Here is a 22,346-nt window from a genome sequence, read left to right as displayed (position 1 = left end):
TAATAGCTCATTTAAAGCCTAATATGGTCCATTTCGGTCCAAAAATTCCATTTTTTTTGATTCATAGATACGTTTGGACAATGAAACCTATATAACTGGTTTCAATGCTAATATGATTTCTACAAAAGAGCTGTCCATCTTATTTCAATCGGCCGTTAAGGCCGGGTCGGAAAAATGTTTCCGTGATGAAGGGCTATTGAGGCAATGGCTTTCCTTATCGGAAGCTTATGCGCTTTATGGCAGGACCAATGTAGACAGATGGATTTCCGAGCAGCTCATTGTCGCCAAAATTGGTACTGGTGGGATCTTGAGAAAATCCATTTCCAGAAAAGAACTGGAGGCTGTTGCTTTTAAGAGCAATAGGATCAGTTATCTGCCTGTGGCAGAACGTTAGGGTGCTTTCTGGCATCTGTTCTTTGACATACTGGAATGAAGCATTATTCCGCGATGAGCGGAAAATCCTGCGAAGTTGAGATCGTATCAATATGATGAAAGCGCAGGGGCAGGCGAGGGCCCGGTCCGTATGGATTGACGTGAGTAGTTCCGACCACCGAAAACTTTGAGTTTTGTGTTTAGTTTAGGTAATTAAGAGGCCATGTGGCCTCTTTTTTTTTGGATTTTTTTATGGAAATACAGATCAACATTTACACGCTGGAAAAATTGCTTGCAGAGGCAGCGGAAATGGGCGCAAGGACAGCACTTTGCAGGATAGGCAAATTAAGGCCTTATCTTAAAAAGGCGGAAGCTTTCAGGTTATATGGAAGAAGGAATGTTGATCACTGGATAACTGAGGGGTTCATCACTGCACGAAAGGATGGAGACCATTCTGCGTCCTGGCGGATTGAGCGGCTGGAAATAGAAGCGGTCCATAAGGCTAAAAGTCTTATCCGCTTTTTATAGATCCATGAATAGGGTATATATGGGTAACTTCTGCTTTTTATACACGCAAGATGTCTTTTTGTCCGACGAAAATCCCTGCGGTATTTCCTTACAGCCAAAAAGCCCCTTGCCCTGAAGACTGGCCTTGGGCTGCGCCCTGCGTCCACCATCAGGGGTTAGAAAACTCGCGGCTCGTTTTCTTTTTCTGAGTTACCTATATAAATAAGTTATGAATAAAAAACAGCTTGGAAGACCTCCGTTAGTGAGGGGAAAGCGGGATCAAAAGATTGATGTGCGTTTTACAGGGGAAGAGTATGAGCTTATCTTAAAGCTGGAGAAGACTTTGGGTATAAATAAGGCTGATCTGATCAGAAACAGGATCCTGGGAGGCTCAGATCGTATCATCATAAACGCGGGGCAACTTATAGCTGCGCTTGATCTTTTGGGAACTGAAATGGGTAGGATCGGTAAGAATATTAATCAGTTGGCGAAGTATGCGAATGCACTTAACAGACAGGGCATCCTTTCTTTGGTTGTTGTTGAACGGTATAATATTTTGCTCGGAAATTATCAGGAGATCCAAAAACGTTTGGAAGTACTGATGCGAAGAGTGATCAGGCTGACAGGAAAGTAGAGTGGTGATGGTTTATTTTTTGTGTACCATACGGATCCGGAAAGACTGGCTATATGGTTGCCTGGTTCTGTTGTTATGTTTTTAGAGGGTTCTTTGGTTACTCAGTTATATGGCTATTTAGATAGCTTAGTGGCCTGGCAGCTGATGATCTGGTTATTAAGCTTTACAGTTAACAGTGAAATCAAATAACTGTGTTTCTAGTTGGCTGGCTATCCAGATAATTTGCTAACAGCAGATCTTAATAACCTGATCACTGCTGAGCAGTAACCTTGAATAACCTGCTATATGATTGTAAAGATACTTTCTTCCTCGGCCAGCTTTTCCGGAGTGGATTATAATACCGACAAGGTTGAGCAGGGGAAAGGTGAACTGGTCAATGTTTCCAACTTTGGGGCGCTCCAATTCCTTTCTGAGCTTAGGCCATCGGACTATATCAATTATTTTAAAGCGGTATCCTCGGTAAACAAAAGGGTGGCGAAGCCCCAGTTTCATGCGGTCATTTCGACCAAGGGTAAATTAACGCTTAAGGATGAACTCACTAGGGTTGCCCATAACTGGCTTTCAAAAATGGGTTACGGAAAGAATCCCTACCTGCTTGTATTTCATAATGATACAAAGAACAACCATGTTCATGCGGTATCCACCAGAATCGATAAGGGTGGCAAAAAGATATCTTCGGCCTTTGAAAAACTGAGATCAATCAAGATGCTTTCACAGGTTTTAGAGCAGGATGATATTAAGGTGGTAGTCGCCAATCTTTACAAATATCGTTTTTCAACAGTGGCGCAGTTCAGGCTACTTTTAGAACTAAAGGGATTTCTCTCCAGTATAAAGAATGAAATGCTTGAAATCAGTGGACGGGATGGTCAGAGTTTGGAAATTGATCCCGTTGAAGTTGATCTGCTCTTTACCTCCGCTTTTGACAAGAGCAGGTTGAAGCGGATTTCACAGCTTAAAAAGATCATCGAAAAATATAAGCTTCAATATAATCCTTCATTGATGGACCGGAACTCTTCGGGCCATGAGAAACCTGAACCTATTTTCCGTTATGGCTCTCAGCTGGGTGATTTTCTTTATTCAAAATTTGGTGTCCAGCTCATTTTCCACTTTTCAGCTGAACATTTGCCATACGGCTATACTATTATTGACCATGCAGAACAAAATGTATTCAAAGGTTCTGAAGTGATGAAAATGTCGGTGCTGGTTAGTGAAAATTCTGGTGGGATTTTTAATGGTTCAATGCCCGCGCAGGCAATTATAGAAACCGCCAGAGATAATTCGACAGGTACTTCCGGCTTCACATCTGCTTTGGAAAACAGTATAGTCTTTTCTGGCTTAGATAGCTCAATAGTGAACCTGCCGGACTTGGCAGATGATATTGATGATGAGGCCATTCTTGGCCGTAACCGCCAGCGAAAGGGCATGGCCCGGACCAATACACGTTAAACTAAAAATATAATCATGCTTATAATTATTGGAAATCAAAAGGGGGGGGCTGGCAAAAGCACGCTCACGTTATTGCTCGCTAATTTTTTAACCCTTGTTAAAAAACGCCGGGTTACTGTTATTGATATGGATTACCAGCAGTCGCTGGCCCAGAAATATGAGAAAGCCAAGATACTGGAGAACACTGAACCCTATGAGGTCATCGCGGCGGGACTGGAACATTTTCCTTCCATGTTCACTGTGCTTTCCCAAAGCCCTGAACATATTGTGATCATTGATCTTCCCGGCAAACTTGATGATGATGGCCTGATGCCGGTATTCGCCTCTGCGGACCTGGTGTTCTGCCCTTTTTCTTATGATGAACTCAGTTTTGATTCTACGATACTTTTTTCTGTAGTGCTTAAAAAAATAAATAAGGATGTTCCGGTATTTTTTGTGCCCAATAGGGTAAAGGGAAACGTAAAGTACGAAACCCAGACCGAGGTAGAGCATCAGCTGATCCGCTTTGGATCTTTGACTGCGCCGATTTCTGACCGGGTGGATTTTCAGCGGACGAGCACGTTTCAGACGCCTCTGGTACTTTATCCCATTATCCTGCCTGTCTTTGAAAAGATTTACGAAAGCCATATTGGCCTTTCGGATTCCTGACTCCTTAACCTAACAACCTATTATGGAAAAAAAAATTACTTCGATCGCGGATGAACTGCGCAGATCAATTTCATCATCCCCTGATAGCAGGCCGGGGGCGCGTGGTGAGCCTGGAAAGCCTGCTCCGCCATTAGCTAAACAGGTGAAGGATAAGAAAGTGATAGTTGCTGCAGGGGCGATCCTGGAGGCGATGAGCGGATTTGACTGTTCAGCCAATACACACATGCTCCACCCAAGGCTGGATTCCAGGACGGTAAAACTGTTGAACAGTTTTAAGCTGGCCTCGGGAATTGACATGAACCGTTTTATCGCTTTTTCTATCCATTACCTGTTTCAGCAGCACCCTGAATTAAAAACTTATATCAAACAATCTTTAGAAAATTTTGAGCTATGACTTGGACACAATTTATTATTTACCTCAGTGGGGCTTACTGCTGTTATTATGGAGCTAACCTGTTCTTTGATTACTCCAGGGCTTACAGGGCCAATGAAACTGGTGATGCAGGGTTGATTTCCGTCGGACTTTCTTCTTCAGACCTTCCGCAAAAAATAGCAATGGAGGATCTGGATCCCGGGTTTTCAGAAATCGCTTACTTTATAGGGGAAGGAGATGGGGACGCTGCGGATTCACCGATTGTATCCTCAGGCGGGATTTCGATCCGGGAACTCTTTGAGCTTGCCCGTGATGAATCCATTGAATACACCAGACAGGTCAGTTTTTAATTATGGGAAGGTTTAGGTTTTTGATATTGCTGTCGCTGGCTCAGTTAGCTGTGCTGGTTGCTGATCCTTTGGTTGCTTTTGCACAGCCCGGAATTGCTGAAATGGGACAGGCGCGTTCATGGATAAGAGAATATTTTTTTTCGATGCGGGACTTTTCCTATGTGGTTTCCGCCCTGGTTGCACTGTTCGGGGCAGTAGTGGTCTACCATAAATGGCAGATGGGAAAAGATGTGGGTATGGATATTCCTGCCTGGTTTTTCTCCTCCCTCTTTGTGCTTTTGACCTGGACTTTTCTTTTACATCTTTTTGGTCTTTAATTTATTTTTTAATATGAATTATATAGCTCCTATGGGGCTTTTTTTATTTCCATCCATTTATTTTTTAATCAACATTATTATGAAAAAAATCAAGAACATCCGGTTTGTTATCTTTCTTTACCTGATAACTATCTTCGGTTATGCTGCGGCCCAGAGCGGCGTTAACGGGTTGAACACCGCTACTTCAACCCTGCAGACCTATATTGATCCCGCCACAAATATTGCACTGGTTATCGGAGGTATTGTGGGAATTGTTGGCGGGATAAGGGTCTATTCCAAATGGAACAGCGGGGACCAGGATATCAACAAGGAATTGATGGGATGGGGCGGTTCATGCCTTTTTCTGGTGCTTTCTTCGCTGATCGTAAAAGCTTTTTTTGGGCTGTAAATTATGGAAGCCAAAAGATTCAAAGTATACAAAGGCCTTCAGCGCCCACTGACCTATAAAGGTTTTAAGGGCAGGTTTATTTACTGGGGCCTCGGGATATTGCTTTTTTCATTGATAAGCGGTGCTTTATTAATGGCCATGTTGAGTATGTATGTCGGGGCGGTACTCATGATCAGTATGATCGTTTCCGGGTTTTTCTGGCTTGGTTACCGCCAGAAAAAAGGGCTCTATGATAAAAATAAGTTATGGGGGATCTATCTGCACCGATGTAAGCTTCAAAAAATCTATAGATATGTCAGGCAAGAACGAATTTAAGCTTCCCTATCTGGGTGTTGATGCCGGAATTGGCGAAGACCTGCTATACGGGCTGAACGGGGAATTTTCGGTTGTGATCAGAATGGAAAACCCTGTTAGCCAATATGGGGCTGATACAGATGCCTATGAAAATTTCCATTCCGTTTTTATGAACCTGGTTGGCATTATTGGGGAAGGGCATATCATCCAGAAGATCGACGTCATTTCAAAAGCAGTTTACCAACCCCCGCCGGCAAAAGAATACCTGCAACAGTGCTACAATAAACATTTCTCAGGCCGTATTTTCAATAAGCTGCAAACTTATCTGGTCATCACCAGGAAGGCTGCAATTTCGCGTTTTTATAAGTATGATAAAACAGCCTTGCGGGATTTCCGGCAGATGATTTCCAAAGTCATGGATATTATGGTTTCCAGCGGCATGATCCCAAACCTTCTGCGGGAAAGGGAAATCAATAAGCTTGTTCTGCGGACAATGGCTATGGATTTTTCTCAAAATCGGGTAGCGTTGAACAATTATAAATCCGGGGAGACTGAAATCGGCCTTGGGGAAAAGACAATCCGGTGCATCCCGCTGATAGATATCGATCAGATCGAGCTGCCCCGCGAAATCCCAGTTTTTGGCAATCTTGCGGAGGGAGGCAGGGTGAGGGATTTTCCTGTCGATATGCTTTCTTTTCTTTTCCGGGTTCCGGATTTTGACTCTCTGCTTTATAACCAGGTTATTGAAATTCCTTCCCAACCAAAAGTGCTTGCCGGCTTGGAACTTAAAAAGAAACGTCATTCGGGGATCCCCGATCCGGTAAACAGTATCTGTGTGGAAGATATCTCGATGCTGCTTGATGATGTGGCCAGGGACAACCATTCACTCGTCAACGCACATTTTAATATCGTGGTCTGTGCCAGGAATGAACATATTTCCAAGAGCTGTAACTTTATAGAAAGTGCGCTTTTTCAGATGGGCATCGTGCCTTCAAAAAACGCCTATAACCAGATGGAACTCTTTCGGACCTGTTTACCAGGCAATGCTGTTGAGCTTAAAAAGTATGATCTGTTTTTGACCACTGCTCAAGCTGCCCTCTGCCTGCTTTTTAAGGAGGCTCCCCAGAAAGACGAAAAGTCCAGTTTTTTGATCCGTTTTACCGATAGAAACGGCGTGCCTGTGGCAATCGATCCGGAAGATCTGCCAATGGCAACCGGCAGGATAAGTAACCGCAATAAATTCATCCTGGGTTCATCAGGAACCGGTAAATCCTATGCGCTTAATTCGCTGTTGGAACAGTACCAGCTTTACAATATGGACGTGGTAATTATCGATACGGGCCATTCCTATTCCGGACTCTGCAGTTATTTTGGGGGTAAATACATCACTTATTCTGACCAGGAACCGATCACGATGAACCCCTTCGCGATGAGTGAGCGGGAATACAATATTGAAAAAAAAGATTTCCTCTCCACCTTGATTATCCTTTGCGTAAAAGGGCAGGATGGGTCAGCAACACAGCTGGAAAGGGATGTCTGGTCAAATGTGATCGGCGCGTATTATGCCAATTGGTTCAGCCCGGTAGCGGGCGTGCCGGCAATCAGCACACTCTGTTTTGATTCCTTCTATGAGTTTGCACTCTACAAGATCCCGCTGATTATGAAAGAGGAATCAATTCCTTTTGATTTTGAGCAGGCGAGGTTTATTTTGAGGAAGTTTTATTCAGGAGGGGAGTTTGGTAAAATACTCAACAAGCCTGGCGATACTTCTCTTTTAAATGAGCGGTTTATAGTCTTCGAAATTGATAATGTGAAGGACCATAAGATATTGTTTCCCCTTGTTACGCTGATCATTATGGATATTTATGTCCAGAAGCTAAGGCATAGAGATGGATTTAGAAAGTTATTGGCAATAGAGGAAGCATGGAAATCTATCTCTTCTCCGCTTATGGCCGGTTTTCTGGTTTTTGTTTATAAAACAGCCCGCAAATTCTGGGGAGAGATTGCCACCGTTACCCAGGACCTGGAAGATATTATTGGAAATGAGATCGTAAAAAATACAATTATCAGCTCTTCTGATACGGTCATATTGCTCGACCAGACCAAGTTTAAAGATAGCTACAAAGAGATTGCAGCACTGCTTTCGATCAATGAAACCGAAAAGAAGAAGATATTTAGTGTCAATCAGCTCGATAACAAGTCTGGTAGGGGGAGGTTTAAGGAACTATATTTCAGGCGTGGCGCTGTCGGTGAGGTATATGGGGTAGAAGTTTCGCTTGAACAGTATTTATGCTATACCACGGAAAAACCGGAGAAACTGGCTGTAGAAAGTTATGTTTTGCGGTTTGGATCTTATCCGGAGGCACTGGACGCTTTTGTTTCAGACCTGAAATCCAGCGGGCTATCCATCGGGGAATTTGTCACTTCGGTCAACCTTGCTCCGGGTCAATAATCAGTTAAACTTTATTATTAAACAATTAGGATATGAAAACAATACTTATGTTTTTAATGGCTTTGCCCTGCCTGTATACTTCGGCCCAGACGCTTTATGTCGATCCGTTGACTTCTGGGGCTATTGCCGGGCATGCCACGGTGATCAATGGCCAGTTGAACCGTACAAACGATAACTTGAGCCTGATCTCAAAAGGTCAGCTTGCGGTGAGCGGTCAGCTGCTGATCGTAAACGATCTGCAGGATAGGATCTATCAGGGGCTGACGCAGGTTGCTGCGGTGATGAATAACTTGGTGTCGGTAAAAGAGATCGGTGAAATAGGGCTTGATATTGTAGGGGATGTAGAAAAAACGGTTGAACTCGCAAAGTCCGATCCCGTGCTGCTATTATTCGCCGAGCAGGGAGCCCGTGAATTTAAGGTCAGGGCACTTTCGCTGGGGAGCGAGGTGGGGACTTTTGTCTTAAAAGGCGGCAAGGGAAACCTGATGGATGCCGGGGAACGCTCAAAACTGCTCAACAATATTGCGACCCAGATGCGGATCCTGCGCGGTACCGCTTATGGAATGCACAGGGCTATGTATTGGGCGAAAATGAAGGGATTGTTTGCTTCGCTCAATCCCTGGGCAGGTTGGGTGAATATGGATGTCAGGATTGCTAATCAGGTTATAACGGATGCTAAATACTTAAAAAAATGAAAGGATTTATCTTGATCATACATTTGGTTTTTGGCTGCTTTCTTGGAAGCCATGGCCAGCAGAAGGCACTTAATATCCCCGGGATCCATCAGCTGGTGAGCGATTCAAAGTCAGAAAATGAAAAGCAGCAGGCCGCTAGGGATAAACAAAGTTTAACCTTGATCAATGAGCAGGCGAACCGCACGATGCTTGCTAAGCTGAAAAACAGCTACCGGGAAATACAGGGCCGTTTTAACCTGATCGGCACGGCAATGGTTGCTATGGATATAGGATTAAAAGCGGTTCCGTTGGTACAGGGTATTACGGATGACCAGGTGAAATTCTATGAACTGGCCAGAGCGAACCCAGCCTTGCTTTTATTGGTGTATCAGACCGAAGCCGAGTTTCTCTTGAGGTCCAAAGATCTGCTTTCTTTTCTGATAGGCTTAACGGTAAGCATAGGTGCGGTGAACCAGATGAAAGTTTCGGATAGGAAAATCCTTTTTGATTTTTTTCTTGCTGAACTCTCCAAGCTGCGCGGGATATCCTCCGAGCTGCTGAATATGATTTCTTATGGAAATATGAAGGCACTCTTTATGCGGCTAAACCCATTTTCAGATTACATCAGTACCGACCGTTCGCTCATTGAGGATATTATCCGAAACGCCAAATATTTAAAGAGATGAAAAAGCAACTGTTAATGCTGATTTATGTATGGGGTACTTTGCTTGTACTAGGGGGCTGTTCATTAGGGGGATATGCCCAGCGGGTAGTTTTTGATTCCAGGCACTTTGGTATCGTCAATGAAAATTTTGCCGTGAGGAGTGCGGCGGAGATGACGCATAATGAATTTTTGGACAGGATAAACGCAAGCCTGAAACAGATCAACCTGAACTGTGCCACTGTTGTCACTGCTCAATCGATTATTTATGAAGGACTGTCTAATGTTAATTCCGCGTTGAAAGGAGGGCTGATGGTCAAAAACATGGCGACGGTCTGCGGGGAAATATTGCATTATTCCACCCAGATGGCAGAACTGGCTAAATCCGAGCCTTACCTATTGCTTTTCGCTGAAGACATGTACCGTGAGATGAATTCTCGTGCGGTTAGATTATTCAGCGAAGTTTCCGGTTTTGTGCTTAAGAGTGGGAATAACATACTTATGGATCATGCGGCAAGGGATGCGCTACTGCGAAAGATCAATGCTGAACTTCACATCCTCTCCGGACTTACCTATGGCGCCTGGAAGGCTATGTATTATGCCAAAATAAAGGGCGTTTTTTCTTCACTTAATCCCATTTCTTCCTTTATCAGTCAGGACCGCTCGGTCGTGGAAGATATTATCAGAAACGCTAAATACCTAAAAAGATGAAAAAAATAAGAATAAATAAGATAGCAGGGGTCTTGCCTACCTTTGTGTTATTGATGCTTTTGGCAGGGTTATCCCATGCCCAAAAATCTATCCGAGATGAGAGCATGGTCAATCAGCAGGAGCGCATGGTTTTCAAGCAATGGGACCGTTCAAAGTTTACCCCGACATCAGGGTGGCTGGGCATCAATCCCTATTATTGGCTGACCTGGGGACTACATCCCAATTATCCAAAGACCGATCTGCGTCCCCTCGCTGGCACGGGGCCACAACTGCAGCGGCTGTCACTGGCGGGGCTTCAAAAAGATGCAGACCGGTCTTATGAACTTCATTCAGATTCATTGGGCAATGTGGCAAAAGAAGAAATCCTGGGCCATTCCGGCTTATTATCCGCTGCGGATCCTTTATGGTTGCTCTATTATTCCCATCAGCTAAAGGCTATAACGGATTTTGATCCGCTGCTCGCGGTGGAGGGTTTAAGTGCCGGCATCAAGGCCAAACTGATCAGCGAAGGAAGTTATGACTGGTATAATGGTGAAATGAAAATGCTGGCCGAAAGGCTGGATATGACCAGAAAAACCAATCAGGACCGGGGAGCAAGGATCCTATCTTATCATGGGATGCTGATGGATTACCGAAAGCTGATGGGCATCTGGTCGACAAGGGTTTCCACTGCAGGACGCTTTATTGCGCAGAATCTCCTTCAAAAAAAACTAAAGGCTCAGGAAACCCGGATCGAAAAATGGAATCAGAACACTGATGTTGAAATAGCGCGGGAGGTACTGCGCAACCGTAAATATTAATGTTATCCTAAACTGTTTATTATGAAAAAATATGTAGGGCTTATTTCGCTGCTGATGGTATTGGCCATTGCGGCATCTGCCCAGACTACCAATTACCGCCGGTCATTTGAATTCCTGCAGGGGAATGGGGTATACGAGGAGGGGGTGATGGTCTTTTTAAAAGGACTTAAAAATTCCCTATGGGAGCATTTCGATCTTTTTATTGGTGATGCCAAGGCACTGGCTGCCATTTTCATGATCATATTCTTTGCCATTAAGTCTTATGAGATGATTTCGGGGGACAAAAAGCTGGAGATTATGCCTTTGCTCCGCCCTTTCGGGCTGGTGATGATTATTTTATGGTGGGGTGCTTTTACCAAGGTCATTGCTTTTCCAACGGACCTGGTAGCGGTGAAAACCGAAGAGATGTACATGAGTGAACAGGCCAACGTCAATAACCTGCGGCTGATCCGTGCTGACTATATGATCAAGGTTGCCAATGCGCTTTACAGTTTTCAGGCAGAGACAGAACTTGCAGAAAAAGAGTCCGATACCTGGATCGGCCAGGCATGGGATTCGGTGACCAGTTCGGTAAAAGAGGGGATGTCGACGGTCATCAGCCCGGTTATTGAACTCAAGAACCGCCTGAAGATCGGCATGCAGTTGTTACTCACGCAGTTATTGGAACTGCTGGGAATCTGGATCCTCCGCTTGGCGGTCTATGTGCTGTTTATCATCCAGATCATTTATTCCGCGATCCTGATTATCCTGGGGCCATTTGCCGTTGCTGCAAGTGTCCTGCCTTCTTTTAGGGACTCTTTGAGTACATGGATTGCGAGGTTTGTTTCGGTAAATCTTTATTTAGGGATCGGATATCTGGTGATGTACATTATCGCCCTGCTCCAAAAAACGGCCATGACCATGGAGATCAGCAGGTATAAAGAGCTGATCGGGGAGAACGGGGAGGCGGTGAATATGGAAAAAATGGCCTGGTTTGCCGGAAACGGAATCCTGTCATTCGGAACGGTGATCCTCAGTTTTCTGATCGGCGCGATCTGCATGTTCACCGTACCCAGCATCTCGACCTGGATCATTTCTACTTCGGGGATCAGCTCCGCCGCATCCAACTTTGGCCGGGGCTCCCAGACCGTTATGGGAATGGCGAAAAAGGCATCGGGAAAATTCTTTTGATTCTTTATCTCTATTAACCATTTATTATGATCGTCAAAAATATCGAATCCAGGATCCTCCTGGCCACTTTTGTATCAATAGGGAGTCTGTTGCTTGCCTTACTGGTAAGCATAGTGGTATCGGTCTATGCCTATAAGCAGGTCATTTCTGCCCGGAAGAGCATTTATATACTGGATAATAATGTGCCCATCCTTGCTAAACAGACCGATGTGCAGATGAACCGGCCAGCAGAATATAAGGCCCATATCGACCTGTTCCATTCCATTTTCTTTTCGCTCACGCCCGATGACCGCTTTATTGAGTACCAGATGAAACGGGCGATGTACCTGATTGATGAATCAGGTGCCCGGCAATATAATGACCTGAAGGAAAAAGGTTATTTCAGCTCCGTGCTTTCAAGCAGTTCTGTTTTGACCCTCCAGACCGATTCTATAGTCCTTGATCTGCCCCATCTGTATTTCAGGTATTATGGAAGGCAAAAGATAGACCGGCGCAGCGTGACCGTGTTCCGTTCGCTGATTACCGAAGGATATCTGAAAGATATCCCCCGGAGTGAAAATAATCCCCACGGGGTATTGATCACCGGTTGGAAAACCATTGAAAATAAAGACATCGAAAATGTTCAGAAAAATTCGCTCTGACAGGGCATCCGAAAAAACGGTATGGGCTGATCTCAAGAGTGAGCTCGCGCCTTATATCAAAAAGATATACCATTCTTTAACCCTGGTTTTATCAAGGTTTCCAAGGACAATATTTGTCTGTATGGTCATTGCACTGATCTATTCGGTGTTATGGTCGTTCAGTTCTGATCTCAGGTCCGGGGATGGGAATATACCTGTAGTAAGTAAAAAAAATGACAGTGTTCAAAATCTTCAGGGAAGTAACCATGGACTGAATTCCATTTCCAAAGCGGCAGGCGATCTGCGACGCACGATGACCATCAGGGACAAGGTAGACTCGGTTTTAAATAAAAAGAAGCTTTCAAGGGCTGATTCTGTATTTCTGGAAGACGCGCTGCTGGAGCTTAAATCAATCCAACAACCATGAAAATAAACTTAAAACAGCCCAGATATATAGTGCCTTTGCTGGCGCTACCATTTTTATGCCTGTTCTTCTATATCTACCAAAGTTCGGCCGGCCAAAAGGAGGAGGTTACAGTCCAACAGGGGATGAACAGTAACATTGCCGATATTTCCGATCAGGTAAGAAAACGTGGCCTTACCGATAAACTGGACGCTTACCGGGACCGCTATAAGGACTCGCAGGGGAATAGCGCGATTAACAACATTGAGGGTGATGAAAAGGCGTACATTGCCCTGGATGCCGGAAAACAGAAAAACACGCTGGATTCTACCGGCCATGTACTTAAGGTCAGGGAAACAGCAGCGTTAAGTTCTTCGATAGTTCCTTCCGCTGGTTTCAGGGGTTTCAACAGGGCCAAACCTCAGCTTTCGGCGGAAGACAGGGCAATGGCAGAGGCACTTTCAGCATTCGCTGAACGTGGGAAACCTATCCGGCAACCTGTCGTAGATCGAAATGTTAAGGAGCTTGAACGGGATCCGATGGAAGTGTTCAAAAAACAGATGTCCTATATGGACAGTATGGGAAAGGCCAACGATCCGGAGTATCAGGCAGAGTTTAAAAGAAAAGAAAAATTAAAGCCGGCTTTGATCGCTCTATCCCAGGATGTCCAGCCGGTCACTAAACAGCGGGCTACCGGAGGTATTTTTAATACGGTCATGGCGGAAAAAGAAAGAACTCCCATCTGTGCCGTTATCGATGAAAACGTAACCGGATATTCTGGTTCTAGGATCAGGATCCGGATATTGGAAGATCTGTTTGTTGATTCCCTGCCCCTAAAAAAAGGGAGCTATCTCTATGCAGAAATTTCAGGGTTTTCCCAGCAAAGGGTCAAACTCAGTATCACCTCCATTGCAAGGGAAGATAAAATTATTCCTGTCAGGCTCGAAATATATGATCTTGATGGCCTTGAAGGCTTGTATGTTCCTTCGTCCAACTTTAGGGAGTTTTCCCGCAACCTCGGGACCGAATCAATCCAGGGCTTTTCTACTCAAGGGGGCGCTAAAGACCAGCAGGAATTCCTGATGAGCGCGGTAGATAAGATATTTACTTCAACCTCCTCTGCGATTTCCGGGCTGATCAGAAAAAATAAGGCGAAGGTCAAATACAATACCCGCGTTTATCTTATCGATCCCCAATCGTTTCAGAAACAATCAAAATAAACATTATGAAAAAAATACTTTTTCTATTGGCCATAAGCTTTTTGGCCACCTGGCAGTCTTTTGCCCAGATTTTCCCTTTGAATAAGCCACTGTCGGTCATATATCTTAAAAGTGATATGACCGTGCATATCCTTTCACCGGAAAATATCCGTTACGTTGATATTTCAACCTCTAAGGTTCATGGTGATATCCCGGTGGCGAACCTGTTGAGATTGAAATTAATGGATTCCTGTGCTTCGGCTTTTTCTGCGGTGCTCACCGTAGTTGGAGAAAAGAATATCTCCCAGTTCAGCCTGGTCTATGATCAGGGCAGATCGGACAGCCTTTTCAGGAGCAATCTGGATATCGGCAGTTCGGATATGCGGCCTATCTCATTGCCCGATGTAGCGCTGTCTGAATCAGAGGCGAGGGCTTATGCGCTTTCCATGTTCAGAAAATCTTCTTCTACTGGATCGGTCAGGGCGAAAGGATATGGACTTAAGGCAGTGCTGAATAAGATCGCAAGCGTGGGGGACTATGTATTTCTGGATATAAGTTATCTGAACAAAGGTAATCTGAGGTTTGATATTGATGAAGTCAGGTTTAGCATCGATGATAAAAAAATGATGCGGGCCGCTAATAGCCAGTCAATCGATCTGGTTCCGGAGTATGTTTTTTCCAGGGTTTCAACTTTCAGTAAGTATTACCGGAATGTTTTTATTTTTAGAAAATTCACCTTTCCGGGAAATAAGATCCTTAACGTAACACTTTCAGAAAAGCAGATCTCAGGTAGGGTTCTTTCTTTTGGCATACGGTATGGAGACCTCTTGGACGCTGATCCACTTGAGCATTAGTTGATGGCTTTATGGAAGAGTCAAAAGAGATCCAAAAGCTGCACGGCTTTCTCCAATGCCTGATCTATTTCTGCGTTTTTTTAGAGGTTACGCTATTTGTATACATTGATGCGCCATTCTGGGGGCTTTTTTCAGCAGGACTTTATAAAATAAAACTGCTACCTGTATATGACGAACTCCTTTACAGCAAGCTTTGGGTTTTTGTGTTGATCTGTCTGGTCAGTATCGGCACATTATCTAAAAAGCAGCCGGATTTTGACGTAAAAAGTAAGATTGTCTATCCGCTCTGTGCTGGTCTGTTGTTATATTTTGGAAGCATTTATTTTTATGGCAAACCTTCTGCGTGGGTATTTGCCTATACTTCCTGGTACGATCTGGGATACATAATATGTTCACTGCTTGGTGCGGCAATGATCAGCGTTTCTATGGACAATGTGTCCAAGATCATCCGTTCGGGCCTGGGCAAAGATAAATGGAATGTTGAGGCTGAAAGTTTTATGCAGCCTACGGTCAAGGTAGAGACGCTGTACTCAGTGAATATACCGATGCTTTTTTATTATGGGAAAAGGGTACGAAAAGGCTGGATTAACCTGGTCAATCCCTTCCGTGCAACAATGGTGATCGGTACGCCTGGTTCGGGGAAATCCTTTTCGATCATAAACCCGTTTATCCGGCAGATGATCGCCAAGTCTTTTGCGGTATGCCTGTACGATTTCAAATATCCGGACCTTGGAAAAATCGCGTACTACCACTATTTGGCCGCAAAGAAGAAAGGGTTACTCGAGGGATTTGCTTTTCATGTGATCAACCTGAACGAGGTTGAAAAGAGCAGGCGGATAAATCCACTCCGGGCTGATTATATCCTGACGCTGGCAGATGCTTCCGAAACCGCTGAAGCAACGGTTGAGGCATTGAAAAAAGGAGATAAGGCCAGTGGAAGTGATGCTTTTTTTACGCAGTCTGCAATTAATTTTCTGGCCTCCATCATCTATTTTTTGAGCAGGTACGAAAACGGAAAACATTCAAGCCTGCCACATGTAATGGCTTTTTTAAACCTGTCTTATGCGGAGATATTCGCGGTGCTGTTTACCGATCCTGAACTGGTTTCCCTGCTTTCTCCCTTTAAATCCGCATTTGCAGCAAAAGCTTTTGATCAGCTAGAAGGACAGATCGGCACACTGAAAATATTTATGAGCCGAATGGCGACAAAGGAGAGCTTCTGGGTGTTCTCCGGGGATGATTTTAACCTAAAAATTTCCAGCAGGGAATCGCCCGGGATGTTGGTACTGGCAAATGATCCCAACACCCAGAATATCAATTCCGCATGTTATTCAGTGGTTCTGAACAGGCTGACACGGCTGATTAATTCAAAGGGTAATCTTCCTTCTGCGCTGCTTATTGATGAAGTGCCTACACTTTTTGTACACCGTATTGAAAACCTCATTGCTACCGCACGGTCCAACAGGGTCGCTGTACTGATCGGGCTTCAGGAACTGCCACAGTTTAAACAGCAATATGGTAAAGATACGGCCTCTACGATAACCTCTGTGATCGGAAATGTGCTTTCGGGATCTGTCAGGAATAAGGAAACGCTCGAATGGATGGAACGGATCCTTGGGAAGTCTAAACAGTTGGGAGAAAGCCTTTCAATCGACCGGAGCAAAGTCTCGGTTTCTTTGAGTGAAAAACTCGAAGTATTGATCCCAGCGGGCAAGATCGCATCACTCGGTGCAGGCGAAATGGTAGGGGTAATTGCTGCGGATGCGCAAAGCTCATTTTCGGGTAAGTATGAAACGTCCGCGGTTAACTGCAGGATAAACCTGAATATGCATGAAATCAAAAAAGAAGAAGAAGGATATGTTGAACTGCCTGTTTACTATGATTTTGGAGATAATAAGGAAGAAATACTCCGTAGCAACTTTATGCGCATTACCCGGGAAATCGAAGTTATGGTCGCTGGTTTTGCTTGAGGTGGTGCTCCTGTTTTTAAGTATTGCCCATGCCCAGTCTTTTGATGGCCTGAGCTTATCGCTTCCATTGCGCCGCTTTAAGATCAACTCTGGATTTGGTTACCGGACGCACCCGGTTACGGGGATTAAAAACAGTTATCATACTGGAATCGATCTCCACGCGAAATCAGATACCGTATTGGCCATCCTGCCAGGAAAGGTAGTCAAGGTGTCATCTGATGAGATTATAGGGAACTATATCGTCATTGCCCATGTGGCATATACCAGTATTTACGGGCATCTTTTTGCCCCACTGGTAAGAGCAGGGAATCTTGTGGCTTCTGGAACTCCTATTGCTATCTCCGGCTCTACCGGCAGGGTAACGGGAGAACACCTGCATTTTGGAATAAAACATAAAGGAGTATTTGTTGACCCGCTTCGAATGATCTATCTCTTTAGCAATATGGATAAAGAGAAGCTTTACCTGTTTTTAAATGACTTCGTCGAACCGAAGAAACCACCTGACCAGGCTATTGAAGAAAGGACTGGAATTAACCATTAAAACTAAAATTTATTATGAACACAGTAATATTAAATGAAAAAGATCTGCCCATGGAGCAGCTCCGGGAGATCGGACTTGCCAGGGGAGAAGAACTATTGATTGACCGAAAAGACATTCATGCACTTTTATCCGGGGGTAGGACCAATCTGATCAAGCTCCATGATATCTCCCGTAGCGGGATCGAGATCAAGGAGATGGAGGTGAAACTCTCTCTGGTGAGGGGCGTGTCGGGTAAACCGGACCTGCTAGTCCATCCTGTATACAAACAGTCGTTAAATCCATCTTATATTAATCAAACAGAAGCTGATCAGCTCATTCTGGGGGAGAAAGCAAATATTCTAAAAGAAGTCGACCGCGACGGGGAAAAAAAATCACTGCTGGTCGAATATGACTGGGATACAAAAGAATTTGTCGTAACCGATATGATGAGGGTCAAAGCGCCCGAAAAAGTCAATGGTATAGCTTTGAGCCCTTATCAAAAAGAACGTTACAGTGCAGGCAGGCAGATTGAGCTTGAAGATGGTACTTTAATCCAGGCGAGCAGTACGAGCGCCGAAGGCATGCGTTCAAATAGGCTTGCGCTCGTTGTTTCTGTATTGATGGACGGAGGGATTTCTTATCTTTTGTTGACTGGACTTAAGGCACTGATCGGCGACAAAGGTATGTTCGCTCAGACCAATGAAAAAAATAACGGCTACAAAGAGGCATTCAAAGAATATGAGAAACAGCAGATGTCAAGGCTCGGGGATATGTTGACTGATGAAAAGATAAGTGCCGGCACTTCTCACAGTCGGGGCTATACGCGGTCTGGAATGTCAAGGTAGATGTTCAGTGTTCTTTCCGCGGCCAGGGAGATATGCGAGAGTTATGCTTTTTCTTTTCGGACCGATATTTCCGGTACCCTGATCTTTGATTATAACAGTGGCCTGTCCGAACATTTTGGGAAAGACGGTCATCTGATACCCATTTCGGCTGGTTTTTGGTGCAGTAGGATGGTCGATCTGAATATTGTAAGGCAAGTATTTGTCTGCCTGAGCGCCATGGATGCCATCGCTTTTCTGCATTTCAATGCCGGGCGTTTCAACCGGTCTGAGGAACTGCTGTTTATAGCCATCAATCCCGGCCGTAATTATCCGCAAGAGCTATCTAAAGAGCTGCGAAAAGCAAAGATAAACGTGCTTTTGGGGAATGACCTTCTTGATATCCTGCACGCGATCCGGTTCTGTATGGATTATAGGGGTATTAAGGTTTGTTTTACGCTTCAGGATGAGCTGGTCGTTTTTAGCTTTTATGATCATAGTCTCTTTATTCCCCAGCACGAGCTTGCCTTGCGACGGTTTTTTTTATTGGCTAAAATCAGGCCTTTTTTCAGACAGTATGTCCCGAAATCTAAAATTTCTTTTTTACATGATTTTCTAAACCAGTAAACCAAGGTCCTTTTAGGTACCATGGTTTTGTAATTATCAAAATTAATCCATTTATTATGAACGAAAACAACTTGGAGTATCTTCAGAATAATCTGAAATACCTTGGATTTGGTGAATCGCTTAATCCACAATTAAAAGAAGCTATTGAAAAAGAGCTTCCGGATATCAAGCTTCATTTTGAAATCACTATGCCGGCTCAGAATGCCAAGGATAAACCTGACCTTGCCGATTCCATGCGTTATGAGCTGGACTTTTCAAAGAGTAAGGAGACAGACATGTATTTTTTTAATAAATACAGTGCGTTTCTTCAAAAAGCGGGGGAGACCGCCGCTATTGACCAGACTTTCTATATCAATAAAGGGAAAGGTGTGACGGCAAAGGAAAGTTACAATCTGCTTTCAGGGCGCGCGGTAAATAAAGATGTTATACTTAAAAGCGGCGAGAAAGCCAATATGTGGCTAAAGCTTGATCTCTCGGAGCATGATCCTGAAAAGGGATATACGGTCAAAAATTACGGTGAGAATTATGGGTTCAGCCTGGCTTCAGCAGTTGAAAAGTTTGTTCTTCCGGATATCAACAAGCCTGGGTTTAAAGATCAGTTGATGAAAAGCCTGGAGAGGGGTAACCTTCATGAAGTGAGTTTTTCAAAAGATGGTAAAGAGATGAAGGGTTTTGTTGCAGCAAACCCGCAGTTTAAAACGCTTGATTTTTATGATCATAATCTTAGTTCGGTTTACAGCAAAGCGGTCGATCTGAAAGAAGTTTCTGCGAAGGCTTTGGCGCCGGCTGAAAAAAAGGATGCTGTAGTTGAGGAGGCTACAATTGAAGAAAAAAATGGCCGGGGAAGATAAGTTGATGTATGAGCTACTGAAACTGGGGACTTAGGTCCCCGGTTTTATTATTCTGTTTTTGATTTTTAAATAAGTGATCTTTTTTTCATTTGGATACCGGAGAATGCGTGAATATTACTTAATCAAACAGCCAGGTATCAGAATACCTCAATGGGGATGCCCCGTAAGAAATATTTGTTAAAGGAAAAGACTGAAATTACTTTCATTTGATAAACAGCATTTTGAATTGATCATATGAATGAAGAAAATTTGAGGGATCTGCAGGCTAATCTGGAATCCCTTGGCTTTGGAAAGACTTTAAACAGATCAATACGAAATTGTATCGAATTTGGACTTCCACGGTTTATGATGATATTGAACTTTAGGATGCCTGTTCCCAATCCCAAAAACATGCCAGACTATGAAGATTTTATACAATACCAGCTTGAAATATCAAAAGACAGTGATACTGATCAATATTCATTTAATAGGTATGACTTATATTTAAGTAAGGCTATTAAGCCTTACGAAATGATTAATCACCGGTTTTACATCGATGAAGGTAAAGGGATAACGGCAATAGAAAGTTATAATATGCTTTCTGGGCGTGCGGTAAATAAAAATGTCATGCTTAAGAATGGGAAAATGGCCAATTTGTGGCTTAAACTTAACTTTAGAGAACCTCTCGCTGAGAATGGTTATGCAATAAGAAGTTACGGCGAACATTACAAGTTTAATTTAGCTGCTGCAATTGACAGATTTATTTTTCCTGAGATGGAAAAAGAAGGTTTTAAAAATCGTCTTATGAAAAGCCTGAAGAGAGGGGATCTTCAGAGAGTGAGTTTTTTTATTGATAATAAGGAAGTACATGGGTTTATTACTGTAGATCCCCAGTTTGAAACGATTGAATTTTATGATCACAATGTTGAGCCGGTTCACAGTCACTTAATTGACAAAAAAACTGTTCTTGCGAAGACTTCGGCATCGGATGATAATAAGGATGCTTTGGTTAAGGATGCTATGGATGATGAGAAAAAGGGCAGGGGCAGGTAGAAATTTTTATTTATGGGCGTAAGTATGTTCTGAGCACAGAGGCTTTTGCCTCTGTGCTTCTGCATGGCTATATTTTTTTAAGCTGTTTTATGATGTAATCTGATGTTGTCAAGCGGTTTATGATCGGAATAATTTGTTGGATTGACGTTATTGGATATATTTGCCCCTTAAAATTATATTCAGGATGGAAAAATTTGCTAAAATCAAAGAATTAATAGCTTCTGTTGAAGCTGATGTAGAAAAGTTCTATAATGCCAATAATGGAGCGGCAGGAACCCGTGTACGTAAAGGTATGCAAGATCTTAAAAACCTGGCTCAGGAGATCAGAGCTGAGGTAACGGAAAAGAAAAATACAAAGTAAAAGAAAATCTGTTTTGGGAAATAATGGCAAGGCCGCTGTCCGATTGGGGAGCGGCCTTGCTGGTTTATAGTGCAAAAAAAAATGCTGTTAGATTTAAGCTGGTAATATCTATAGATCAGATTTCAACCATTCGATCATTTTTTACGATCAGGATTTTTCCGTTTTCAAGCTCCAGCCAGCCGTAATCAAAACAAAATCTGTAAATACCCTTTGATGTGGGAAGTATACGAGTATGGAATTCAAAGTTGAATCCGCTATCTCTTAGCAGGAAATTGGTAATTACAGTATTATCACCCTTTTCCTCAAACTGGTGTTTAAGGATTTTATGGTTGTTTTTAATGATTTGTGAAATCTTATCGTAAAAAGCAGGTGCATTCCATTTTTCAGTCTTCAACTGGTCTCGCCGCGCATGGTTACGGCACTGGTCACTGCAGAAGATCTTATCACTTCTCCCTTCGTATGTATTCTCACAGTTGCGGTAACTACAGGTCCGCTCGGTTTTCTTGGGCTGCTGCATCTCTAAAAATCTTCATGGTTTGCTATCCAATTTTTATCCGATCGGATCGGCTAAGACAATATACAACCGAATCTCAGTAATCCAATAAATAATTTTGTTCATACCTAAATATTATGGATATGAAAAATAGTAACCTTGCTACCGAAAACTTTTCATCAGGGAAGAGGAATTATTTTCTGGATTTTAAAAGGGCAGTCAATGATAACCATTATCTGTGCATTACCAGAAGTGATGAGCAGCTTGATGGAAGCTATAAACGTTCTACCATTGTGGTCTTTGAGCAGGACTTTCATTTTTTGATTTCAGCGATGTCTTCCCTGTTCCATTCAGCCATTTATCTCAATCAGGATAATTTCCGTGTAGCTGATTTGGTACACCTTAAAAGTTCCTGCGCGAATAAAGGCATAAAGTCATGGGATGTCCATTTAAGGCCAAGGGAAAAGTTTATTGCACTCGGATCTAGCCAGATGAGTGATGCGGAACTGATGGCTCTTTTGATCGGTTCCGGCCGTAGTGGTGTTAGTGCAGTGGATTTGGCAGAAAATGTTTTAAAAGCAGTTGGGGGCAGGCTTGATCTATTGGCTGCTCAGGATCATAAAGCACTTTCCAGATTTAAAGGGATTGGGATGGCAAAGTCCAGTGCTATCCTGGCCGCTTTAGAACTGGGCAGGAGGATGTGTGCGGTTTAGATTAATTGTAGGACTGCAACCCAAACAATCATGCATTGGTTATCTGGAAATTGCGTTTAGAGCCTGTCTAAGCATGGGACATGCT

General features: G+C 43.5%; 29 protein-coding genes. 28 read left to right on the top strand and 1 reads right to left on the bottom strand.

Going from position 1 to position 22,346, the window contains the following annotated elements:
* Window positions 1–112 precede the first annotated feature (112 nt).
* The 27 genes from DRW42_RS01995 (at window position 113) to DRW42_RS01865 (ending at window position 21,055) form a co-directional block, all read left to right on the top strand.
* A complete protein-coding gene (locus DRW42_RS01995; protein WP_113947133.1) occupies window positions 113–394 on the top strand; it encodes a hypothetical protein in 282 nt (93 codons plus the stop codon).
* Window positions 395–624: 230 nt separating this feature from the next.
* Complete coding sequence (locus DRW42_RS01990; RefSeq protein ID WP_113947132.1) at window positions 625–900, top strand: hypothetical protein; 276 nt, start codon at window positions 625–627, stop codon at window positions 898–900.
* Window positions 901–1,108: 208 nt separating this feature from the next.
* Window positions 1,109–1,513, top strand: a complete 405-nt coding sequence (locus tag DRW42_RS01985; protein WP_113947131.1) for a plasmid mobilization protein — start codon at window positions 1,109–1,111, stop codon at window positions 1,511–1,513.
* 285 nt (window positions 1,514–1,798) lie between these two features.
* Entirely contained in the window at window positions 1,799–2,959 is a 1,161-nt protein-coding gene (locus DRW42_RS01980; protein WP_113947130.1) for a relaxase/mobilization nuclease domain-containing protein, read from the top strand.
* A gap of 15 nt (window positions 2,960–2,974) precedes the next feature.
* On the top strand, window positions 2,975–3,607 hold the full coding sequence (locus DRW42_RS01975; protein ID WP_113947129.1) for a ParA family protein: 633 nt from the start codon (window positions 2,975–2,977) through the stop codon (window positions 3,605–3,607).
* A gap of 22 nt (window positions 3,608–3,629) precedes the next feature.
* Window positions 3,630–4,001, top strand: a complete 372-nt coding sequence (locus tag DRW42_RS01970) for a hypothetical protein (RefSeq protein ID WP_113947128.1) — start codon at window positions 3,630–3,632, stop codon at window positions 3,999–4,001.
* Window positions 3,998–4,330, top strand: coding sequence for a hypothetical protein (locus tag DRW42_RS01965; protein ID WP_113947127.1), 333 nt, complete (start codon window positions 3,998–4,000; stop codon window positions 4,328–4,330). Before DRW42_RS01970 ends, DRW42_RS01965 begins: the two co-directional genes overlap by 4 nt.
* 2 nt (window positions 4,331–4,332) lie before the next feature.
* Window positions 4,333–4,647, top strand: a complete 315-nt coding sequence (locus DRW42_RS01960) for a DUF4134 family protein (RefSeq protein ID WP_113947126.1) — start codon at window positions 4,333–4,335, stop codon at window positions 4,645–4,647.
* Between the two features lie 79 nt (window positions 4,648–4,726).
* Window positions 4,727–5,035, top strand: coding sequence for a DUF4134 domain-containing protein (locus tag DRW42_RS01955; RefSeq protein WP_113947200.1), 309 nt, complete (start codon window positions 4,727–4,729; stop codon window positions 5,033–5,035).
* Window positions 5,036–5,038: 3 nt separating this feature from the next.
* Entirely contained in the window at window positions 5,039–5,350 is a 312-nt protein-coding gene (locus DRW42_RS01950; protein ID WP_113947125.1) for a plasmid transfer protein, read from the top strand.
* Window positions 5,328–7,781: a TraG family conjugative transposon ATPase gene (locus tag DRW42_RS01945; RefSeq protein WP_113947124.1), complete on the top strand. Its 2,454-nt coding sequence runs from the start codon at window positions 5,328–5,330 to the stop codon at window positions 7,779–7,781. The genes DRW42_RS01950 and DRW42_RS01945 overlap by 23 nt, the downstream gene beginning before the upstream one ends.
* A gap of 32 nt (window positions 7,782–7,813) precedes the next feature.
* Complete coding sequence (locus tag DRW42_RS01940; protein ID WP_113947123.1) at window positions 7,814–8,476, top strand: hypothetical protein; 663 nt, start codon at window positions 7,814–7,816, stop codon at window positions 8,474–8,476.
* Window positions 8,473–9,141: a hypothetical protein gene (locus tag DRW42_RS01935; RefSeq protein WP_113947122.1), complete on the top strand. Its 669-nt coding sequence runs from the start codon at window positions 8,473–8,475 to the stop codon at window positions 9,139–9,141. The genes DRW42_RS01940 and DRW42_RS01935 overlap by 4 nt, the downstream gene beginning before the upstream one ends.
* Window positions 9,138–9,827 (top strand): hypothetical protein, encoded by a 690-nt coding sequence (locus tag DRW42_RS01930; RefSeq protein ID WP_113947121.1) that lies wholly within the window; start codon window positions 9,138–9,140, stop codon window positions 9,825–9,827. The genes DRW42_RS01935 and DRW42_RS01930 overlap by 4 nt, the downstream gene beginning before the upstream one ends.
* Window positions 9,824–10,627 (top strand): hypothetical protein, encoded by an 804-nt coding sequence (locus DRW42_RS01925; RefSeq protein WP_147243648.1) that lies wholly within the window; start codon window positions 9,824–9,826, stop codon window positions 10,625–10,627. The genes DRW42_RS01930 and DRW42_RS01925 overlap by 4 nt, the downstream gene beginning before the upstream one ends.
* 21 nt (window positions 10,628–10,648) lie before the next feature.
* Window positions 10,649–11,797 carry a TraJ family protein gene (locus DRW42_RS01920; protein WP_113947119.1) on the top strand — a complete coding sequence of 383 codons (1,149 nt, stop codon included), beginning with the start codon at window positions 10,649–10,651 and terminating at the stop codon, window positions 11,795–11,797.
* Window positions 11,798–11,823: 26 nt separating this feature from the next.
* On the top strand, window positions 11,824–12,438 hold the full coding sequence (gene traK, locus DRW42_RS01915) for a conjugative transposon protein TraK (protein ID WP_113947118.1): 615 nt from the start codon (window positions 11,824–11,826) through the stop codon (window positions 12,436–12,438).
* Complete coding sequence (locus DRW42_RS01910; protein WP_113947117.1) at window positions 12,416–12,844, top strand: hypothetical protein; 429 nt, start codon at window positions 12,416–12,418, stop codon at window positions 12,842–12,844. The genes traK and DRW42_RS01910 overlap by 23 nt, the downstream gene beginning before the upstream one ends.
* Entirely contained in the window at window positions 12,841–14,040 is a 1,200-nt protein-coding gene (gene traM / locus DRW42_RS01905) for a conjugative transposon protein TraM (protein ID WP_113947116.1), read from the top strand. Before DRW42_RS01910 ends, traM begins: the two co-directional genes overlap by 4 nt.
* A 5-nt stretch (window positions 14,041–14,045) precedes the next feature.
* Window positions 14,046–14,873 carry a DUF4138 domain-containing protein gene (locus tag DRW42_RS01900; protein ID WP_113947115.1) on the top strand — a complete coding sequence of 276 codons (828 nt, stop codon included), beginning with the start codon at window positions 14,046–14,048 and terminating at the stop codon, window positions 14,871–14,873.
* 11 nt (window positions 14,874–14,884) lie between these two features.
* Window positions 14,885–16,843, top strand: coding sequence for a type IV secretion system DNA-binding domain-containing protein (locus DRW42_RS01895; RefSeq protein WP_113947114.1), 1,959 nt, complete (start codon window positions 14,885–14,887; stop codon window positions 16,841–16,843).
* Window positions 16,758–17,384 (top strand): M23 family metallopeptidase, encoded by a 627-nt coding sequence (locus DRW42_RS01890; protein ID WP_158544253.1) that lies wholly within the window; start codon window positions 16,758–16,760, stop codon window positions 17,382–17,384. Before DRW42_RS01895 ends, DRW42_RS01890 begins: the two co-directional genes overlap by 86 nt.
* Window positions 17,385–17,398: 14 nt before the next feature.
* Window positions 17,399–18,208 (top strand): DUF4099 domain-containing protein, encoded by an 810-nt coding sequence (locus DRW42_RS01885; RefSeq protein WP_113947112.1) that lies wholly within the window; start codon window positions 17,399–17,401, stop codon window positions 18,206–18,208.
* On the top strand, window positions 18,209–18,811 hold the full coding sequence (locus tag DRW42_RS28545; RefSeq protein ID WP_147243646.1) for a hypothetical protein: 603 nt from the start codon (window positions 18,209–18,211) through the stop codon (window positions 18,809–18,811).
* A gap of 56 nt (window positions 18,812–18,867) precedes the next feature.
* On the top strand, window positions 18,868–19,662 hold the full coding sequence (locus DRW42_RS01875; protein WP_113947110.1) for a hypothetical protein: 795 nt from the start codon (window positions 18,868–18,870) through the stop codon (window positions 19,660–19,662).
* Between the two features lie 234 nt (window positions 19,663–19,896).
* Window positions 19,897–20,694 carry a hypothetical protein gene (locus DRW42_RS01870; RefSeq protein ID WP_113947109.1) on the top strand — a complete coding sequence of 266 codons (798 nt, stop codon included), beginning with the start codon at window positions 19,897–19,899 and terminating at the stop codon, window positions 20,692–20,694.
* A gap of 184 nt (window positions 20,695–20,878) precedes the next feature.
* Window positions 20,879–21,055 carry a histone H1 gene (locus tag DRW42_RS01865; protein WP_113947108.1) on the top strand — a complete coding sequence of 59 codons (177 nt, stop codon included), beginning with the start codon at window positions 20,879–20,881 and terminating at the stop codon, window positions 21,053–21,055.
* A gap of 115 nt (window positions 21,056–21,170) precedes the next feature.
* On the opposite strand, the gene DRW42_RS01860 is transcribed toward DRW42_RS01865, so the two are convergent.
* Window positions 21,171–21,572, bottom strand: a complete 402-nt coding sequence (locus DRW42_RS01860; RefSeq protein ID WP_113947107.1) for a hypothetical protein — start codon at window positions 21,570–21,572, stop codon at window positions 21,171–21,173.
* A gap of 119 nt (window positions 21,573–21,691) precedes the next feature.
* Here DRW42_RS01860 and DRW42_RS01855 point away from each other — a divergent pair, with 119 nt between their 5' ends.
* Window positions 21,692–22,261, top strand: coding sequence for a UPF0758 domain-containing protein (locus DRW42_RS01855; RefSeq protein WP_158544252.1), 570 nt, complete (start codon window positions 21,692–21,694; stop codon window positions 22,259–22,261).
* Window positions 22,262–22,346 lie beyond the last annotated feature (85 nt).

It is taken from the genome of Pedobacter miscanthi (assembly GCF_003315595.1).
Classification (GTDB): domain Bacteria; phylum Bacteroidota; class Bacteroidia; order Sphingobacteriales; family Sphingobacteriaceae; genus Pedobacter; species Pedobacter miscanthi.
The sequence above is the reverse complement of the archived record's forward strand: the minus strand, read 5'-3'. Positions and strand labels throughout refer to the sequence as shown.

Coding starts and splice junctions, on each gene's coding strand:
- DRW42_RS01995 (WP_113947133.1), top strand. CDS start 113: ATGATTTCTACAAAAGAGCTGTCCATCTTATTTCAATCGGCCGTTAAG.
- DRW42_RS01990 (WP_113947132.1), top strand. CDS start 625: ATGGAAATACAGATCAACATTTACACGCTGGAAAAATTGCTTGCAGAG.
- DRW42_RS01985 (WP_113947131.1), top strand. CDS start 1,109: ATGAATAAAAAACAGCTTGGAAGACCTCCGTTAGTGAGGGGAAAGCGG.
- DRW42_RS01980 (WP_113947130.1), top strand. CDS start 1,799: ATGATTGTAAAGATACTTTCTTCCTCGGCCAGCTTTTCCGGAGTGGAT.
- DRW42_RS01975 (WP_113947129.1), top strand. CDS start 2,975: ATGCTTATAATTATTGGAAATCAAAAGGGGGGGGCTGGCAAAAGCACG.
- DRW42_RS01970 (WP_113947128.1), top strand. CDS start 3,630: ATGGAAAAAAAAATTACTTCGATCGCGGATGAACTGCGCAGATCAATT.
- DRW42_RS01965 (WP_113947127.1), top strand. CDS start 3,998: ATGACTTGGACACAATTTATTATTTACCTCAGTGGGGCTTACTGCTGT.
- DRW42_RS01960 (WP_113947126.1), top strand. CDS start 4,333: ATGGGAAGGTTTAGGTTTTTGATATTGCTGTCGCTGGCTCAGTTAGCT.
- DRW42_RS01955 (WP_113947200.1), top strand. CDS start 4,727: ATGAAAAAAATCAAGAACATCCGGTTTGTTATCTTTCTTTACCTGATA.
- DRW42_RS01950 (WP_113947125.1), top strand. CDS start 5,039: ATGGAAGCCAAAAGATTCAAAGTATACAAAGGCCTTCAGCGCCCACTG.
- DRW42_RS01945 (WP_113947124.1), top strand. CDS start 5,328: ATGTCAGGCAAGAACGAATTTAAGCTTCCCTATCTGGGTGTTGATGCC.
- DRW42_RS01940 (WP_113947123.1), top strand. CDS start 7,814: ATGAAAACAATACTTATGTTTTTAATGGCTTTGCCCTGCCTGTATACT.
- DRW42_RS01935 (WP_113947122.1), top strand. CDS start 8,473: ATGAAAGGATTTATCTTGATCATACATTTGGTTTTTGGCTGCTTTCTT.
- DRW42_RS01930 (WP_113947121.1), top strand. CDS start 9,138: ATGAAAAAGCAACTGTTAATGCTGATTTATGTATGGGGTACTTTGCTT.
- DRW42_RS01925 (WP_147243648.1), top strand. CDS start 9,824: ATGAAAAAAATAAGAATAAATAAGATAGCAGGGGTCTTGCCTACCTTT.
- DRW42_RS01920 (WP_113947119.1), top strand. CDS start 10,649: ATGAAAAAATATGTAGGGCTTATTTCGCTGCTGATGGTATTGGCCATT.
- traK (WP_113947118.1), top strand. CDS start 11,824: ATGATCGTCAAAAATATCGAATCCAGGATCCTCCTGGCCACTTTTGTA.
- DRW42_RS01910 (WP_113947117.1), top strand. CDS start 12,416: ATGTTCAGAAAAATTCGCTCTGACAGGGCATCCGAAAAAACGGTATGG.
- traM (WP_113947116.1), top strand. CDS start 12,841: ATGAAAATAAACTTAAAACAGCCCAGATATATAGTGCCTTTGCTGGCG.
- DRW42_RS01900 (WP_113947115.1), top strand. CDS start 14,046: ATGAAAAAAATACTTTTTCTATTGGCCATAAGCTTTTTGGCCACCTGG.
- DRW42_RS01895 (WP_113947114.1), top strand. CDS start 14,885: ATGGAAGAGTCAAAAGAGATCCAAAAGCTGCACGGCTTTCTCCAATGC.
- DRW42_RS01885 (WP_113947112.1), top strand. CDS start 17,399: ATGAACACAGTAATATTAAATGAAAAAGATCTGCCCATGGAGCAGCTC.
- DRW42_RS28545 (WP_147243646.1), top strand. CDS start 18,209: ATGTTCAGTGTTCTTTCCGCGGCCAGGGAGATATGCGAGAGTTATGCT.
- DRW42_RS01875 (WP_113947110.1), top strand. CDS start 18,868: ATGAACGAAAACAACTTGGAGTATCTTCAGAATAATCTGAAATACCTT.
- DRW42_RS01870 (WP_113947109.1), top strand. CDS start 19,897: ATGAATGAAGAAAATTTGAGGGATCTGCAGGCTAATCTGGAATCCCTT.
- DRW42_RS01865 (WP_113947108.1), top strand. CDS start 20,879: ATGGAAAAATTTGCTAAAATCAAAGAATTAATAGCTTCTGTTGAAGCT.
- DRW42_RS01860 (WP_113947107.1), bottom strand. CDS start 21,572: ATGCAGCAGCCCAAGAAAACCGAGCGGACCTGTAGTTACCGCAACTGT.
- DRW42_RS01855 (WP_158544252.1), top strand. CDS start 21,692: ATGAAAAATAGTAACCTTGCTACCGAAAACTTTTCATCAGGGAAGAGG.